Genomic DNA, 17,393 nt, shown 5'->3' on the forward strand with positions numbered 1-17,393 from the left:
CTTGCGATTGAGACTTCAGTGTCCCCTTCGTCTAGAGGCCCAGGACACCGCCCTTTCACGGCGGTAACAGGGGTTCGAATCCCCTAGGGGACGCCACTTGCTGGTCTGTGAGTGAAAGTCACCTGCCGATATATCTCAAAACTGGCTTGCGAGTCATGTTTGAGATATTTGCTCTTTAAAAATCTGGATCAAGCTGAAAATTGAAACACTGAACAGTGCGAACTGTTCTGTGAGTCTCTCAAATTTTCGCAACTGATGATGTTTTACGAAACATCTTCGGGTTGTGAGGTTAAGCGACTAAGCGTACACGGTGGATGCCCTGGCAGTCAGAGGCGATGAAGGACGTGCTAATCTGCGAAAAGCGCCGGTAAGGTGATATGAACCGTTATAACCGGCGATGTCCGAATGGGGAAACCCAGTGTGACTCGTCACACTATCATTAACTGAATCCATAGGTTAATGAGGCGAACCGGGGGAACTGAAACATCTAAGTACCCCGAGGAAAAGAAATCAACCGAGATTCCCCCAGTAGCGGCGAGCGAACGGGGAGCAGCCCAGAGTCTGAATCAGCATGTGTGTTAGTGGAAGCGTCTGGAAAGTCGCGCGATACAGGGTGACAGCCCCGTACACAAAAGCACACAGGCTGTGAGCTCGAAGAGTAGGGCGGGACACGTGGTATCCTGTCTGAATATGGGGGGACCATCCTCCAAGGCTAAATACTCCTGACTGACCGATAGTGAACCAGTACCGTGAGGGAAAGGCGAAAAGAACCCCGGCGAGGGGAGTGAAAAAGAACCTGAAACCGTGTACGTACAAGCAGTGGGAGCCTCTTTATGGGGTGACTGCGTACCTTTTGTATAATGGGTCAGCGACTTATATTCTGTAGCAAGGTTAACCGAATAGGGGAGCCGAAGGGAAACCGAGTCTTAACTGGGCGTTAAGTTGCAGGGTATAGACCCGAAACCCGGTGATCTAGCCATGGGCAGGTTGAAGGTTGGGTAACACTAACTGGAGGACCGAACCGACTAATGTTGAAAAATTAGCGGATGACTTGTGGCTGGGGGTGAAAGGCCAATCAAACCGGGAGATAGCTGGTTCTCCCCGAAAGCTATTTAGGTAGCGCCTCGTGAATTCATCTCCGGGGGTAGAGCACTGTTTCGGCTAGGGGGCCATCCCGGCTTACCAACCCGATGCAAACTACGAATACCGGAGAATGTTATCACGGGAGACACACGGCGGGTGCTAACGTCCGTCGTGAAGAGGGAAACAACCCAGACCGCCAGCTAAGGTCCCAAAGTCATGGTTAAGTGGGAAACGATGTGGGAAGGCCCAGACAGCCAGGATGTTGGCTTAGAAGCAGCCATCATTTAAAGAAAGCGTAATAGCTCACTGGTCGAGTCGGCCTGCGCGGAAGATGTAACGGGGCTAAACCATGCACCGAAGCTGCGGCAGCGACACTATGTGTTGTTGGGTAGGGGAGCGTTCTGTAAGCCTGCGAAGGTGTGCTGTGAGGCATGCTGGAGGTATCAGAAGTGCGAATGCTGACATAAGTAACGATAAAGCGGGTGAAAAGCCCGCTCGCCGGAAGACCAAGGGTTCCTGTCCAACGTTAATCGGGGCAGGGTGAGTCGACCCCTAAGGCGAGGCCGAAAGGCGTAGTCGATGGGAAACAGGTTAATATTCCTGTACTTGGTGTTACTGCGAAGGGGGGACGGAGAAGGCTATGTTGGCCGGGCGACGGTTGTCCCGGTTTAAGCGTGTAGGTGTGTGTTCCAGGTAAATCCGGTTCACTTTAACACTGAGGCGTGATGACGAGGCACTACGGTGCTGAAGCAACAAATGCCCTGCTTCCAGGAAAAGCCTCTAAGCATCAGGTAACATCAAATCGTACCCCAAACCGACACAGGTGGTCAGGTAGAGAATACCAAGGCGCTTGAGAGAACTCGGGTGAAGGAACTAGGCAAAATGGTGCCGTAACTTCGGGAGAAGGCACGCTGGTGCGTAGGTGAAGTGACTTGCTCACGGAGCTGAAACCAGTCGAAGATACCAGCTGGCTGCAACTGTTTATTAAAAACACAGCACTGTGCAAACACGAAAGTGGACGTATACGGTGTGACGCCTGCCCGGTGCCGGAAGGTTAATTGATGGGGTTATCCGTAAGGAGAAGCTCTTGATCGAAGCCCCGGTAAACGGCGGCCGTAACTATAACGGTCCTAAGGTAGCGAAATTCCTTGTCGGGTAAGTTCCGACCTGCACGAATGGCGTAATGATGGCCAGGCTGTCTCCACCCGAGACTCAGTGAAATTGAACTCGCTGTGAAGATGCAGTGTACCCGCGGCAAGACGGAAAGACCCCGTGAACCTTTACTATAGCTTGACACTGAACATTGAGCCTTGATGTGTAGGATAGGTGGGAGGCTTTGAAGCGTGGACGCCAGTCTGCGTGGAGCCAACCTTGAAATACCACCCTTTAATGTTTGATGTTCTAACGTGGACCCGTAAACCGGGTTGCGGACAGTGTCTGGTGGGTAGTTTGACTGGGGCGGTCTCCTCCTAAAGCGTAACGGAGGAGCACGAAGGTCAGCTAATCCTGGTCGGACATCAGGAGGTTAGTGCAATGGCATAAGCTGGCTTGACTGCGAGAGTGACGGCTCGAGCAGGTGCGAAAGCAGGTCATAGTGATCCGGTGGTTCTGAATGGAAGGGCCATCGCTCAACGGATAAAAGGTACTCCGGGGATAACAGGCTGATACCGCCCAAGAGTTCATATCGACGGCGGTGTTTGGCACCTCGATGTCGGCTCATCACATCCTGGGGCTGAAGTAGGTCCCAAGGGTATGGCTGTTCGCCATTTAAAGTGGTACGCGAGCTGGGTTTAGAACGTCGTGAGACAGTTCGGTCCCTATCTGCCGTGGGCGCTGGAGAATTGAGGGGGGCTGCTCCTAGTACGAGAGGACCGGAGTGGACGCATCACTGGTGTTCGGGTTGTCATGCCAATGGCACTGCCCGGTAGCTAAATGCGGAAGAGATAAGTGCTGAAAGCATCTAAGCACGAAACTTGCCCCGAGATGAGTTCTCCCTGAGACTTTAAGTCTCCTGAAGGAACGTTGAAGACGACGACGTTGATAGGCCGGGTGTGTAAGCGCAGCGATGCGTTGAGCTAACCGGTACTAATGAACCGTGAGGCTTAACCTTACAACGCCGAAGATGTTTTGGCGGTGAGAGATGATTTTCAGCTGATACAGATTAGATTGACAGACCGGAAGGTGTGTTGATAACAGAATTTGCCTGGCGGCACTAGCGCGGTGGTCCCACCTGACCCCATGCCGAACTCAGAAGTGAAACGCCGTAGCGCCGATGGTAGTGTGGGGTCTCCCCATGCGAGAGTAGGGAACTGCCAGGCATCAGACAAAGCAGAAGGCCCGGTCGCAAGACCGGGCCTTCTGCTTTTTCTCGTCTGCGTCATATTCTGAATTACTTACCTGGCGAAGCAAAATCTTGATTAAAATCACCAATCTTATATAACAAATATGTAACATTTTTGATTTTGCAAATGAGTGGCTAAGAATGCAAGCAGGGCACACTCACTAATAGCTTTGGCAGGAGTATTATCATAATGGCTGAAAGCAGCATGACCTCACGAGAATCTCTCACCAGTCGCGATACCCGCCGCCGCGTGTGGGCCATCGTTGGCGCCTCATCGGGTAATCTGGTCGAGTGGTTTGATTTTTATGTTTATTCCTTCTGTTCTCTCTATTTCGCTCACATCTTTTTTCCGGCGGGAAATCCCACCACGCAGTTACTGCAAACAGCCGGTGTTTTCGCTGCCGGTTTTCTGATGCGGCCCATTGGCGGCTGGTTATTCGGGCGTATCGCTGACCGGCACGGACGCAAAACATCCATGTTGATTTCCGTCTGTATGATGTGTCTGGGATCGCTGGTCATCGCCTGTTTGCCGGGCTATGACGCGATTGGTACATGGGCGCCTGCTTTATTGCTGTTGGCCCGTCTGTTTCAGGGATTGTCGGTAGGAGGTGAATATGGCACCAGCGCAACGTATATGAGTGAAGTCGCCGTCGAAGGACGAAAAGGTTTTTATGCCTCTTTTCAGTACGTCACGCTGATTGGCGGACAGTTACTGGCGCTGCTGGTCGTCGTGGTATTACAGCAAGTATTGACGGATGGAGCACTCCGCGCCTGGGGCTGGCGCATTCCATTTGCTCTTGGAGCGGCTCTCGCGATCGTCGCTCTGTGGCTGCGCCGGCAACTGGATGAAACCTCACAGCAAGAAGTCCGGGCGCTTAAAGAAGCGGGCTCATTGAAAGGATTGTGGCGCAATCGCAAAGCTTTCTTGATGGTTCTTGGATTTACCGCTGGGGGATCGCTGACGTTTTACACTTTCACGACCTATATGCAGAAGTATCTGGTAAATACTGCTGGTATGCATGCAAATGTCGCCAGCGTGATCATGACGGTCGCGCTGTTTGTATTTATGCTCATCCAGCCTGTCTTTGGTGCACTGTCGGACCGGATTGGTCGTCGTACCTCAATGCTGCTGTTTGGCGGGCTTGCCACGATATGTACAGTGCCGATCCTTACCGCGTTGCATAGCGTAACGTCTCCTTATATCGCCTTCATGTTAGTGATGCTCGCACTGGTGATCGCCAGTTTTTATACCTCGATCAGTGGGATCTTAAAAGCTGAGATGTTTCCGGCTCAGGTGCGTGCTTTAGGCGTGGGGTTGTCATATGCGGTGGCAAATGCCCTGTTTGGCGGTTCGGCGGAGTATGTTGCGTTATCACTGAAATCCATCGGCTTCGAAACAGCGTTTTTCTGGTATGTCACAGTGATGGGCGCCGTAGCATTTTTCATTTCATTGATGCTACACCGCAAAGGTAAAGGCATTCGCCTTTAATGTCTGGCGAGTTGCCACACGGTATAACCCGTTGTGGCGCCGGCAACATCCCAGGCAAAATCTTTCCAGCTCCAGCCGCTACCCGCAGGGCGGCTGTCCCACCACTCTTTAGAAGCCCCCAGACTGACAGAAAACATCAGTCCATACATTGCGCTGCGATCGCGGCTGATCCCTTGATGCTGCGCGACTTCATTACCCGCAGCGGAGAGCATCGCTGAGCCGAGAAAATGTTGTGCTTTATCCTGACCGCTCCAGCTGTCGTTAGCCATATGACTACAGCCAGTTAATAACAGTGCGCATGTCGGCAAGAGGTATTTCATGTGATCCCTGAAAAAAAAGCCCCATCAGATGACAGGGCTTCAGTTTACAGAATACGGCTAATCAGTTTATCGATGCGGATACGACGCAACCGGCGGATCAGTTTTCGTACTTTCACCGGGTAGTCGGCAATGCTTTGCAAATCCCGATAGTGATTCACCACGGTGGTGTGCGTCCGAATCAGCGCCAGTTCTTTATCACGCTGCGCAGCCAGTTCGTGTTTCGGGTCGTGGATCAGCACCGCATTTTCTAAGTCGAGTCGCCAGGCTCGCGGATTTAAGTTATTCCCCGTCAGCAGGATCCACTCATCATCAACCCACATCCCTTTCAGGTGATAACTGTTATCCTCATCTTTCCACAGGCGAACCACTAATTGGTCGGTGTTCACGTAGTACTGCAGACGGCTGAGGAAACGGCGCAGGTTGATTTCATAGAGGTAAGGCAGTGCGCCGATGATCTTAAATGGTTGATCTTCCGGAATGAAAAAGTCGTTTGCGGTCTTGTCGCCGACGATAATTTCAACCTTTTTGCCTTCGCGTAGCAGTTGAATAATGTTGCGCACCAACACGGCGGGAAGATTGAAGTACGGCGTACAAATAGTCAGTTTATGTTCTGTACACGGCATCAGGTGGAAGATGGTTTTGTTCAGGAGGCTGGATTTCCCCAGACCTACCAGTGGCGTCACGGAAAGTTGTTCATTATCCGCATCCCCCTGAAAATGGTACGTCGCATCCCGTAATGCCTGGCGAAACAGTCGGATTTCGTTTTTAATTTCCGGACTTTTGGGCCGCTCAGGATCGTCCAGACGATTAACGCCACGCCCCTGCACCAGATTCTGCATTACCCAGTTTTGCATCACATCCGCCATTTGCGGGTTACGGATTAACTGGTAACGGTCGTAGCGGTATTTATCGTGCTGATGCAGGTAGACATCATTAAGGCTGGCGCCGCTGTAGAGCACACAATCATCAATGATGAAACCTTTAAAGTGGAGCACACCTAACGCTTCGCGGGTATTGACCGGCACGCCATAAACAGGAATTGAGATGCCTGGATTTTCCTGCGCCAGGCGACAGTACCAGTCTGCGTTAGTATTGGTTGCCGCTGCGCCAATACGGCCACGCTGAGCACGATGCCAGTCGACGAGTACGCAGACTTCCAGTTCCGGACGCTGGCGTTTTGCTTCATACAGTGCGTTAAGAATTCCTTTCCCGCCATCGTCCTGTTCGAGATACAGAGCGACGATATAGATTCGGCGCGTTGCGCTGGCTATCTTCGCGAGCAACGTCTCCCTGAAATCGGCGGGAGAATAGAAAAAGGCAACATCATCCGCTGACTGAGAAATCTTTGGTAGTTGGGCAAGGTGTTGTTGATGTTTATTACGCTTAAATTTTGACAACATCACAGTGCGTTTCTTCTCTGTTTATTAAAGGGTCTTCTGTACTATGCAGACGACATAAGCGGACAATAATAACACCTGGCCTGCCAGAGTGGTCAACATTTCCAGTACCTTACTCAGGATTCTTCCGTCTTTGTCAGTTGGAGCGATAAGCCCACGATCCCATCCTCCAGTTGAATATCGACATCGAACCCCAGTTTTCGCGCCAGTGTCACCATGCCGCGATTGTTCGGCATAGTAATCCCGTTCAAGCGTCTAAGTCCGTGATCTCGCGTATAACTGATAAGCTTTTCAAGCAATCGCCGTCCAAGACCCAGCCCTTTCAAATCGGAACGCACCAGCACGGCGAATTCGGCATCAATATTGTCAGGATCGGATATTGCGCGGGTGACGCCGAGGATCTCCTCGCTATCTCCCGTGCGGCGTACTGCCACAAAGGCCATTTCCCGATCGTAGTCGATCTGCGTCATATTCGCTAAATCATCATGGGTAAATTCGTTGATCTCACTGAAGTAGCGGTAATAGAGATCCTCTTTGGTAACCTGGGCAATAAACTGCTGCAAATGAGGTTCGTCTTCCGGAAGAATAGGGCGGAACAGGCACTGTTCGCCATTTTTCATCTCAACCCGCTCTTCCAAATGCTGCGGATAAGGGCGGATCGCCAGGCGTGTTTCACCATTGCCAACATATGGCGCAATCGTCATGGTGACATCCAGCGCAATAAATTCACTGCCGGACACGAGTAACGGGTGAATATCGAGGCGATCGATTTCCGGGCAATCGACAATCAGGTTCGATACCTGCACCAAAAACTGACTCAGACCGGCAATATCCAGCGAGCGTAGCGCACTGCGGCCGCGGATCTTCTTACTTTTAATGGCCTGAATCACCAGGTAGCGCGCAAGGTTCATATTCAAAGGCGGTAACGCGACTGCTGCCTGGTCCTCGGCCCGCCATTCAACGCCACCTTCGCCCAACATGATCAGAGGGCCAAAGACCGGATCGTGCTCTACCACCACACGCAGTTCCTGGGCTCCGGCGCGATTGGCCATACTTTGCACCTGCAAACCATGTATACGCGCCTGTGGCCAGTTCATTTTCACACGGTCGATAATTGCATCTGCTGCTTGCTGCACCTCTTTTGCAGTACGCAAATAGAGCATAACGCCCTGAACTTCAGATTTATGTGGAATATCCGGGGAGCGCAGTTTTAACGCGACCGGGTAGCCAATTTGCTCGGCGATATGAACGGCTTCAGCGCTATCTCCGGCAACCCAGGTGGGTAAGGTTTGTAACCCCCATGCCTGAAAAATTGGCTGGACCTGGTGCGTGTCCAGTGTAGTGGTGCCCTCTGCAACGGACTGGCGCAACAGGTTGTGCGCCTCGGCGGTATCGGCTGCCTGGCTGAGTGATATAGCCGGGGTTTCACGCAATTGCTTCTGGTTACGGCGATATTCCACCATATGCATAAATGCGGTAATGGTGCCTTCCGGTGTGCGGTAAGTTGGCAACCCGGCCTCGCTGAATAAGCGCCGCGCATCCTGCGACGAAAACTCGCCGCACCAGTTAGTCAGCACCGTAATATACTTGCCGCGTGGGTGCTTTTTCAGGGCATCGATTAACGCCTGTGCGCTGTCACTGCCTGGTGCCGTGGCGCTTGGCGCATGGATCACCAGCAATGCATCGTAATCCTGGCAATCCAGCAAAATATTAAGTGCGGTAATGTAACGCTCCGTACTGGCGTCGTCGCGCAGATCCAGCGGGTTACCGACCGTGACGTAGTCTGGCAGTGCTGCCTGCAATTGCGCGACGGTTTCCTCGCTGAGCGTGGCCAGTTTGCCATTGCGTGACCATAACTCATCAAGTGCCAGCGCTGCGGGAGCGGCCCCGTTGCTCAGGATCATGAGGCGCTCGCCTCGCAGTGGCCGCATATGGCTGAGGGTTTCAACAGCGGAGAAAAGCTCATGCGTGTCCTGCACACGCAACAATCCCGCGCGCTGGATGGCTGCATCCCAGGCCGGATCAATCCCAGCGTGTGAATGCAGCAGTTTTTGCGCTTCCGGGCTACGACCGCTTTTGATCACCAGAATCGGTTTATTGCGCGAGGCGCTACGCGCGGCGGAGACAAAACGTCGGGCATCGCTGAGATGCTCCAGATACAACAGAATGGCACTGGTTTTACTGTCACGGGCGAGGAAATCCAGCAGTTCATCGACGTCTATATCGAGACTGTCGCCCAGCGCAATAAAATAAGAGAACCCCATTTCCCGCTGCTGCGCCCAGTCAAGAATAGTATTGGAAACGGCCGAGGACTGAGAAATAAACGCCAGTTTGCCGCGCGTGATAGGTACCGGGGAAAAACTGGCGTTGAGCCCCTGCCACGGTGCTAACAAACCGAGGCTGTTCGGGCCGAGCAACCGCATCTGATAGCGGCTGGCGCAGGCGAGTAATTCGCCGTGCTGTTCCGGCGTGGCCGAGAGAATAATGCAGGTCTTACAGCCTTTTTGCCCAAGGGCGTCCAGCAGGGAGAGGTTACGCTTTGCGTGCGTGCAGAGTACCGCCAAATCCGGCGTAAAAGGCAGGCTGGCCACATCCGGCCAGGCCAGTACACCCAGCACCGCTTTCCATGTGGGCGTAACGGGTAAGACAGGCCCGGCAAAACCGCCCGCCAATAAATTGCGCATCATCAGAAAACCGGCCCGATCCGGCTTCATTGAAGCGCCCACTACCGCGATCGATTTAGGACGTAATAACGCTTCCAGCCCTCGTTGGCTCATACCGGCCTCCATTAAAGAGTGACCAGATGATTTTAAACGCTTTCTGCGTCGCTTGCTGTGATGGCGGATGGATGATGCGGTTTACCCGCCAGATAGCGTTCGCGAAACAGTGTGAAATGGCAGCCTAAAGCCTGTGCCGCAACGGTGTCTTTCGCCAGATCCAGCAAGGCGATAGCCACTTCGGCCGTACAGTACTGATCTTCCGCATGCGCTTCACGCAGGCGATAGGCGGAAACCCGCGATAAATCCACGGAAATCACCGGTAAAGCATCCAGATAAGGACTCTTGCGGAACATTTTTCGCGCTTCGGTCCAGGTGCCGTCGAGCATAATAAATAGCGGTGGTTTACCCGCTGGCGGCACGCTCAATACCTGGCGTTCACTGCCCGCATACGATGCCGGAAACACTACCATCGGTTGATATTCGTCGCTGCTGCAGAGATCAATCAGTGCTTTTGGCGGCGCTGTACGTGACCACTGGAAAGCCAGCGTATCCGGCAGAATATCGGCAATCAGTCGACCAGTATTGCTTGGCTTCATAGGTTCGGTGTCGAACATCACCAGGCAAAAACGACTGTTAGCCACCGAGGGTTTGAGCGTGTCACACAGGCATTGCCGTTGCGGTAGCAGGCAGCGCTGGCAGCGGCGAATGCGGTTACCGCGCGCCAGAAAAGGGCGCGTTGCGCGGGCAAGGCGTTGAGCACGGAGTTGAAGAACGGCGTTGTCGGTCATGAGGATCGCATTGAAAAAACGCCATTGTCGCAGAGGTGAAAACGCGGCACAAGATGCGCCCCGACGGGATTAAAGTGATTCGTTGAGCCAGCTATCAAACGGTGCTTTCGGCATCGCGCCGCTTAGCATGTCCACCACTTCACCCTTTTTGAATAGCATAATGGTTGGAATACTGCGGATACGGAAACGGGCGCTCAGTTCGCGCTCAGCTTCAGTGTTCACTTTCACAAAACGCACTTTGCCGCTGCGTTCTTCCGCCACATCTTCAAAGATAGGCGCAAAGTTACGGCACGGGCCACACCAGGGTGCCCAAAAATCCACGACCACGGGTAAATCGTCTTTGAGCAGTTTATCCAGCGTTTCGCCGGTGGCATTAATCACATCGCCATCAAACAGCTCGTGCCCACAGCGCCCACATTTCGCGCCGTCGTTCATTCTGTCTTCAGGAAGGCGATTCAACGCCTGGCAGCTTGCACATACGGTATTCATAACTAACCTCAGGGAAGCGTGGGTACAAAGCGGCTTTTCACCGGTATGTTTCTTCAATGTTACATATTATTAATAAGATGGTTTTAAACGACAATGCGATTTATTCAATGAGTACAATAGTCGATAGCTTTTGAACGAATTAATGGCTAAGCGCAAGGACATCAGGTAATCTGCGCGCTTCGCGCAGCGCTGGTGGAGAAAAGCATGAACGATGAAATTAAAAACAAAAGCGGCAAGGTCAAAGTGATGTATGTCCGCAGTGATGATGATTCCGATAAACGTGGCCATAACCCGCGCACCGGGAAAGGACCAGCACGCTCGGGATCGTCTCGTGCAGACGGAGGCCGTCGCCCCGCCCGTGATGACAGAAACCGCTCTCAACGTGATGATCGCAGCGGTCGTCCGCAGCGTGACGAGAGAAGCCGCCCGGCTCGCGAAGATTTTAGCCGTCAAAGTGATTCGCCGTGGCGCACCGTTTCCCGCGCACCGGGTGACGATACGCCGGAAAAACCGGATCACGGCGGGATCAGTGGTAAAAGCTATATCGACCCGGAAGTGCTGCGCCGTCAGCGTGCGGAAGAGACGCGCGTTTATGGCGAAAATGCCTGTCAGGCATTGTTCAGCAGCCGTCCGGATTCTATCGTGCGCGCCTGGTTTGTTCAGAGCGTCACACCGCGCTTTAAAGAAGCGCTGCGCTGGATGGCGGCAAACCGCAAAGCGTACCACGTGGTTGATGAAGCCGAACTGGCAAAAGCATCCGGTACCGAGCATCACGGCGGTGTGTGCTTCCTGATTAAAAAACGCAATGGCCAGAGTGTACAGAAATGGGTGGCCAGCGCAGGTGCGGAAGATTGCGTGCTGGCGCTGGAAGATGTGGGCAACCCGCACAACCTGGGCGCTATTATGCGTAGCTGCGCGCACTTCGGCGTTAAAGGCGTGGTATTGCAGGATGCGGCAGTGATTGAATCAGGCGCGGCCGTTCGCACAGCAGAAGGCGGTGCGGAGCATGTTCAGGCAATCACGGGTGACAGCTTTGCGGATGCGCTGGAAGAATTCCGCCAGGCCGGATATGCGTTGGTCACGACCTCCAGCCATAATGGTACCCCGCTGTTCAAAGCAGAGTTGCCGAAGAAAATGGTGCTGGTGCTGGGTCAGGAACGCGATGGTTTATCCGATGCCACACTTTCCCGTGCGGATCTGAGCGTTTCCATTGACGGTACTGGCAACGTTGAAAGCCTCAACGTTTCTGTCGCGACCGGTGTGTTGCTTGCCGAGTGGTGGCGTCAGAATAAAGCGTAACAACGCAAACCGCAGGCCGGACAGGGCGTTACCTTCTTCCGGCCTGCAATTTCCTCTTTATTCGCCAAATTACGCTTTACTCGCTTTGTGCCGGCAGGGTTGGCATCCAGTCGATTTGCGTTTCCCCCTGTTTTTCCAGCCACTGATTCGCCAGAACAAAATGATTGCAGCCAAAAAAGCCGCGATGGGCTGAAAGGGGAGAAGGGTGCGGTGCTTTCAGAACATGATGACGTTTGCCGTCGATAATCGCGCCTTTCTTCTGCGCGTGTGATCCCCACAGTAAAAACACCACGCCTTCGCGATGCTCGTTAATCAGGCTGATAACTTTGTCGGTGAAGGTTTCCCAGCCGAGACTGGCGTGCGAGTGGGCCTGACCGGCTCGAACGGTCAGCACCGTGTTTAACAACAACACTCCCTGGCGCGCCCAGCTCTCCAGGTAACCGTGTTCCGGGCGGACAAAACCCGGCTGAGATTTCTCCAGCTCTTTATACATATTCAGTAGCGAGGGCGGAATAGCCACTCCTGGCCGTACCGAAAAGGCCAGACCGTGCGCCTGGCCTGGCCCGTGATAGGGATCCTGGCCGAGGATCACTACCTTAACGTCACTCAGTTCAGTGAAGCGAAAGGCGTTAAATACATCTTTTTGCGGTGGGTAGATGGTTACGCCGGACTGGCGCTCTGCGGCGACAGTGTTCAGCGTATTAATAAAGTAGGGCTGCTGTTTTTCATCTGCCAGCACGTCATGCCATGTTAATGAAGTGGTCATCCCGCTCTCCTGCGAAGTTCGTTCCCCGTAGCTTAACTGCTTCTACCCATAGCGTAAAATTCCCTTTCTCCGTCAATCAATTAAACCCAAAAAAATTTGAAAATTTACAAAAATTTTAAGATTCCCTGTGTGGCGTAACTTGATATAAAACAAGAATATTCCCCTATCACCACTTTTACTGTGTGGTTTTTGTTGATTTAAATCAAAGAATGCGGGCTGGCGGGCTGGTATATAAACAATCAGACAACAATGGTTTTACCAATTGGCCGGATGCATCCGGCGAAATCAAATATTGCGCCCATGGGAGGCTATTCATGATTACTGGTATCCAAATTACGAAAGCAGCAAACGACAACCTGTTAAATTCATTCTGGCTGCTGGATAACGAAAAAGGCGAAGCCCGTTGCGTCTGTGCGAAAGGCGGTTATGCAGAAGATGAAGTGGTTGCTGTCAGCAAGCTGGGCGATATTGAATACCGTGAAATTCCGATGGAAGTGAAACCGGAAGTGCGTGTTGAAGGCGGTCAGCACCTGAATGTTAACGTGCTGCGCCGTGAAACACTGCTCGATGCCGTGGAACATCCGGAAAAATACCCGCAACTGACCATCCGCGTTTCGGGTTATGCAGTGCGTTTTAACTCTCTGACTCCAGAACAGCAGCGCGACGTTATTGCTCGTACTTTCACAGAAAGCCTGTAATTTCAGGCAGTCATAAAAAAGCCGGGACATTCCCGGCTTTTTTTTATTCTTCGGATTTTAGCTGTTCGCTGCTACTCGGTTTGCGTCGCTTACCAATGTTTTTGGTATCGCGGTGGCGCTGTTTCACACGCGGTTTCTCTTTATCTTTCTCTTTCTTTTTCTCTTCGCGTTTTGCCAGCACTTTTTTCGACGGCTTGCCTTTCAGCTTTTCACTTGGGATACGTGTCTTAGGACGCAGTTCATCAATGACACGGGCTTTCAGCGGCTCTTCGACATAGCGGCCTACTTTCCCCAGCAGTAAGTGATCGTGCGCTTCGACGAGGGAGATCGCCGTGCCTTTACGACCCGCACGACCAGTACGGCCAATACGATGCAGATAGGTATCGCCGCTACGAGGCATGTCGAAGTTAAAGACGTGGCTCACGTCCGGAATATCAATGCCGCGTGCAGCAACATCAGTGGCGACCAGCACATTCACACGGCCATCAGTCAGACGCTTAATGGCCTCATTGCGTTTTAGCTGCACCATTTCGCCTTCGAGATAGCAGTTGTTGATGCCGGCTTCGCGCAGCCAGGCCGCCAGCTCATGCACACGCTCGCGTTTGCGCACAAAAACAATCGAACGGCTCATCTCAGGTTGTTTCAGCAGATGCACGAGCAGCGCTGTTTTATGTGCCACATCATCAGCGCGGTAATACCATTGATGGATTTTTTTACGTTCGCGCGTAGATGGCGTAGCGGACACCTCTACCGGATCTTCCAGCAGACGTTCGGCAAAATCTTTGATTGCCTCGCCTTCCAGCGTCGCAGAAAACAGCATGGTCTGTTTGCGCCAGCGCGTTTCACCTGCGATATGCTCGATATCCTGCGCAAAACCCATGTCCACCATACGATCGGCTTCGTCGAGGATCAGCGTTTCGACTGCGCGGCAGTCAAAGTTTTCTTCTTTAATGTATTGCAGCAGGCGGCCGGTGGTCGCGACCACGATGTCCTGGTTTTCGCTGAATACTTCGGCATGGTTCATATACGCCACGCCGCCCGTGATGGTAGCGATATCCAGATGGGTATTAGCCGCCAGTTCACGCGCATGATCGGCAACCTGCATCGCCAGTTCGCGGGTCGGGGTCAGGATCAAAATACGCGGCGGGCCGGATTTCTTACGTGGAAAGTCCAGAAGGTGCTGCAACGCAGGCAGCAGATATGCCGCCGTTTTGCCGGTGCCGGTAGGCGCGGAACCGAGAACATCACGCCCTTCAAGCGCAGGCGGAATAGCGGCGGCCTGGATGGCGGTCGGGCGTGTAAAGCCTTTAGTCTGGAGTGCATCCAGCAGGCTGTCGTCAAGTTCGAGTTCGGAAAAAGTCGTTACAGTCATGATCTACCTCTGTGTGGGGCGCTGATTATAGACGTTACGGCTGCAATCTTCATCTGTTGTCTGCTTATCGCTTTTCCGGCGCTTCGCTTTCACCTATGCTACACCTGTTTTCCGTATTGAGGTTGTAAAGATGTCCCAGCCAAAGGCTCAGTTTCGCCGTGATGGCTTCACGTTTAAAGCGTTCTTCGTCGCGCACGACCGCTGTGCCATGAAAGTCGGCACGGATGGCGTGATGTTAGGCGCCTGGTCGCCTGTTTCCAAAGCCCGCCATGTGCTGGATATTGGCACAGGCAGCGGTTTGCTGGCGCTGATGCTGGCGCAACGTACCCCGCAAACTGTCACTATCGATGCCGTGGAACTCGATGAGCAAGCCGCCATGCAGGCACAGGAAAATGTGCAGGCATCGCCCTGGCGTGAGCGGATCACCGTGCATCAGGCTGATATTCGTCAATGGAGTGTGGAAAATACGGCACGTTATGATCTGATAGTCAGTAATCCGCCCTATTTTGACGAGGGGGTGAAATGCGCAACGCCAGAGCGTGAACGCGCCCGTTACACCACCACGCTCGATCACCAGACGCTGCTGGACATTGCGGCGACGCTTATCACTGAAGAGGGCTTTTTCTGTGTTGTCTTGCCGGTGGAGGCCAGCGAGGCGTTTACGGGCAAAGCGCAGAGCATCGGCTGGCATCTGCGCTTACGCACCGACGTGATGGAAACGGAAGGGCGACTGCCGCACCGTGTTTTGCTCGCATTCTCTCCGCGCCCGGGTGAGATCTTTGCCGATCGCCTGGCGATCCGCGGACCGGATCAGCGCTATTCCGACAGTTATACTGCGCTGACCCAGGCTTTTTATGTGTTTATGTAATTGCGCGGCGTGAGCACCGTCGGCCCCGACACTGGCAGCATTTCCGGGTAGTCCAGCGTATAGTGCAGCCCGCGGCTCTCTTTCCGCTCCATTGCGCAGCGCACAATTAGCTCAGCCACCTGTACCAGGTTGCGCAATTCCAGCAGATTATTGGAAACACGGAAGTTGGCGTAATACTCGTCGATTTCCTGTTGCAGCAGTGTAATTCGGCGTAACGCGCGTTCCAGTCGCTTGGTGGTGCGCACAATGCCCACATAATCCCACATAAACAGTCGCAACTCGTGCCAGTTATGCTGCAGGATCACGCGCTCATCGGCGTCATCAACGCGGCTTTCGTCCCATGCCGGCAGCACCGACGCCGCCTCGATAACCGGTATCTGGCGAGAGATAGCTTCCGCTGCCGACCAGCCATAGACAAGGCATTCGAGCAGCGAATTTGATGCCATTCGATTGGCGCCGTGCAGCCCGGAATAACTCACTTCACCAACGGCATAGAGGCCGTTAACATCGGTTTGCCCATGCTGGTCAATCATTACGCCGCCGCAGGTGTAGTGCGCAGCAGGCACAATCGGCACGGGCTCTTTGGTCAGGTCCAGGCCAAGGCCAAGCAGCTTTTCATAGATCATGGGAAAATGGTGGCGCACAAACGCTTCCGGTTTGTGGCTGATATCGAGATACATGCAATCCACACCAAGGCGTTTCATTTCATGGTCGATGGCGCGGGCGACCACATCGCGTGGAGCGAGTTCAGCCCGGGAATCAAAGTCCGGCATAAAACGGGTACCGTCCGGGCGCTTCAAGTGTGCTCCCTCGCCACGTAGTGCTTCTGTCAGCAGAAAGTTACGCGCCTGAGGGTGGAATAACGCGGTGGGATGGAACTGATTAAATTCCATATTCGCCACCCGGCAACCGGCGCGCCAGGCCATGGCTATTCCATCGCCGGAGGCGATATCCGGGTTTGTGGTGTACTGGTACACCTTTGAGGCGCCACCGGTTGCCAGCACAACCGCTTTCGCCTGGCAGGTTTCGACTTGCTCTTTATTGCGGTTCCACACCCACGCGCCAACAACACGACGCGCACCAGGCAGGCCCACTTTGTCGGAGATGATCAGGTCCACGGCATTACAGCGTTCCAGCACACGGATATTCGGGTGATGAATGGCTTGGCTGACCAGCGTATTTTCCACTTCTTTACCGGTGGCATCGGCAGCGTGAAGAATGCGGCGATGGCTGTGGCCGCCTTCTCGGGTCAGGTGATAGCCCGACTCACCGTTGGCGGTCATTTCGGTGTCAAACAATACACCCTGCTCGATAAGCCATTGCACACAAGGGCGTGCATTGCTAGCGACAAACTCTGCCGCCTCACGCTCGACGATACCGGCACCGGCAATCAGCGTATCTTCCACATGGGATGCAATGCTGTCGGTTTCATCGAAAACGGCGGCGATTCCACCCTGAGCATAGAAGGTTGAGCCTTCGCTGATCGGCCCTTTGCTCAATACGATGACCTTATGCTGTGCAGCCAGGCGTAATGCGACGGATAAGCCAGCGGCACCGCTGCCGATCACCAGTACATCACAAGAGAGTTCTGACGTTGTATTCATAATCTGTGTTTAATTTACTAAACAATGTTCGGCCAGCATAGCACCAGTATGCGCATTTGATGAGGGTTTTTTTGGCTTTTGTATGGAAGACTAAACACAAAATGTCCGCCAGGGTAAGGAGACAAGACGTGCGGGAGCATGATGTAGATCGTTAGTAAG

General features: G+C 53.3%; 12 protein-coding genes, 1 tRNA gene and 2 rRNA genes. 7 read left to right on the forward strand and 8 right to left on the reverse strand.

Translation table 11 applies throughout. The features are described 5' to 3' along the window. Positions 1 to 20: 20 nt before the first annotated feature. From ACUY4S_RS05895 to ACUY4S_RS05910, 4 genes are all read left to right on the forward strand, one after another. Positions 21 to 96: transfer RNA gene (locus ACUY4S_RS05895), tRNA-Glu, on the forward strand. 191 nt (positions 97 to 287) lie between these two features. Next, a 23S ribosomal RNA gene (locus tag ACUY4S_RS05900) occupies positions 288 to 3,193 on the forward strand. Positions 3,194 to 3,285: 92 nt separating this feature from the next. Continuing rightward, positions 3,286 to 3,401, forward strand: a 5S ribosomal RNA gene (gene rrf, locus ACUY4S_RS05905). Between the two features lie 213 nt (positions 3,402 to 3,614). Next, positions 3,615 to 4,913, forward strand: a complete 1,299-nt coding sequence (locus tag ACUY4S_RS05910) for an MFS family transporter (RefSeq protein WP_458022249.1) — start codon at positions 3,615 to 3,617, stop codon at positions 4,911 to 4,913. Here the strand turns inward: ACUY4S_RS05910 and ACUY4S_RS05915 are convergent. The 5 genes from ACUY4S_RS05915 to trxC all read right to left on the reverse strand — a co-directional run bounded on the left by ACUY4S_RS05915 (position 4,910) and on the right by trxC (position 10,627). Next, the gene (locus tag ACUY4S_RS05915) at positions 4,910 to 5,233 is read right to left on the reverse strand and encodes a YfiM family lipoprotein (protein WP_312690779.1); all 324 of its coding nucleotides are present in this window, start codon (positions 5,231 to 5,233) and stop codon (positions 4,910 to 4,912) included. The genes ACUY4S_RS05910 and ACUY4S_RS05915 overlap by 4 nt on opposite strands. 44 nt (positions 5,234 to 5,277) lie before the next feature. Then, the gene (gene pssA / locus ACUY4S_RS05920; RefSeq protein ID WP_312690787.1) at positions 5,278 to 6,633 is read right to left on the reverse strand and encodes a CDP-diacylglycerol--serine O-phosphatidyltransferase; all 1,356 of its coding nucleotides are present in this window, start codon (positions 6,631 to 6,633) and stop codon (positions 5,278 to 5,280) included. Between the two features lie 113 nt (positions 6,634 to 6,746). Then, positions 6,747 to 9,407, reverse strand: a complete 2,661-nt coding sequence (locus ACUY4S_RS05925; RefSeq protein ID WP_458022248.1) for a bifunctional acetate--CoA ligase family protein/GNAT family N-acetyltransferase — start codon at positions 9,405 to 9,407, stop codon at positions 6,747 to 6,749. 32 nt (positions 9,408 to 9,439) lie between these two features. Further along, positions 9,440 to 10,138, reverse strand: coding sequence for a tRNA-uridine aminocarboxypropyltransferase (locus tag ACUY4S_RS05930; protein WP_312690775.1), 699 nt, complete (start codon positions 10,136 to 10,138; stop codon positions 9,440 to 9,442). Positions 10,139 to 10,207: 69 nt separating this feature from the next. Next, positions 10,208 to 10,627 (reverse strand): thioredoxin TrxC, encoded by a 420-nt coding sequence (gene trxC / locus ACUY4S_RS05935; RefSeq protein ID WP_312690773.1) that lies wholly within the window; start codon positions 10,625 to 10,627, stop codon positions 10,208 to 10,210. A 204-nt stretch (positions 10,628 to 10,831) separates the two neighbouring features. Here trxC and ACUY4S_RS05940 point away from each other — a divergent pair, with 204 nt between their 5' ends. Next, positions 10,832 to 11,926, forward strand: a complete 1,095-nt coding sequence (locus tag ACUY4S_RS05940; RefSeq protein WP_312690771.1) for a tRNA/rRNA methyltransferase — start codon at positions 10,832 to 10,834, stop codon at positions 11,924 to 11,926. A 76-nt stretch (positions 11,927 to 12,002) separates the two neighbouring features. Here ACUY4S_RS05940 and ung read toward each other — a convergent pair whose 3' ends face one another. Next, complete coding sequence (ung, locus tag ACUY4S_RS05945; protein ID WP_458022247.1) at positions 12,003 to 12,692, reverse strand: uracil-DNA glycosylase; 690 nt, start codon at positions 12,690 to 12,692, stop codon at positions 12,003 to 12,005. Between the two features lie 314 nt (positions 12,693 to 13,006). On the opposite strand from ung, the gene grcA reads away from it, so the two are divergent. Continuing rightward, positions 13,007 to 13,390 (forward strand): autonomous glycyl radical cofactor GrcA, encoded by a 384-nt coding sequence (gene grcA / locus ACUY4S_RS05950; protein WP_312690767.1) that lies wholly within the window; start codon positions 13,007 to 13,009, stop codon positions 13,388 to 13,390. A 43-nt stretch (positions 13,391 to 13,433) separates the two neighbouring features. Here grcA and srmB read toward each other — a convergent pair whose 3' ends face one another. Then, positions 13,434 to 14,762, reverse strand: a complete 1,329-nt coding sequence (srmB, locus tag ACUY4S_RS05955; protein ID WP_458022246.1) for an ATP-dependent RNA helicase SrmB — start codon at positions 14,760 to 14,762, stop codon at positions 13,434 to 13,436. Positions 14,763 to 14,892: 130 nt separating this feature from the next. On the opposite strand from srmB, the gene trmN reads away from it, so the two are divergent. Continuing rightward, complete coding sequence (gene trmN, locus ACUY4S_RS05960; protein WP_458022245.1) at positions 14,893 to 15,630, forward strand: tRNA(1)(Val) (adenine(37)-N(6))-methyltransferase TrmN; 738 nt, start codon at positions 14,893 to 14,895, stop codon at positions 15,628 to 15,630. Here trmN and nadB read toward each other — a convergent pair. Beyond that, positions 15,615 to 17,234 carry an L-aspartate oxidase gene (nadB, locus tag ACUY4S_RS05965; protein ID WP_312690761.1) on the reverse strand — a complete coding sequence of 540 codons (1,620 nt, stop codon included), beginning with the start codon at positions 17,232 to 17,234 and terminating at the stop codon, positions 15,615 to 15,617. The genes trmN and nadB overlap by 16 nt on opposite strands. Positions 17,235 to 17,393: the final 159 nt, after the last annotated feature.

The sequence above is a fragment of the Kosakonia beeri genome (assembly GCF_054165705.1).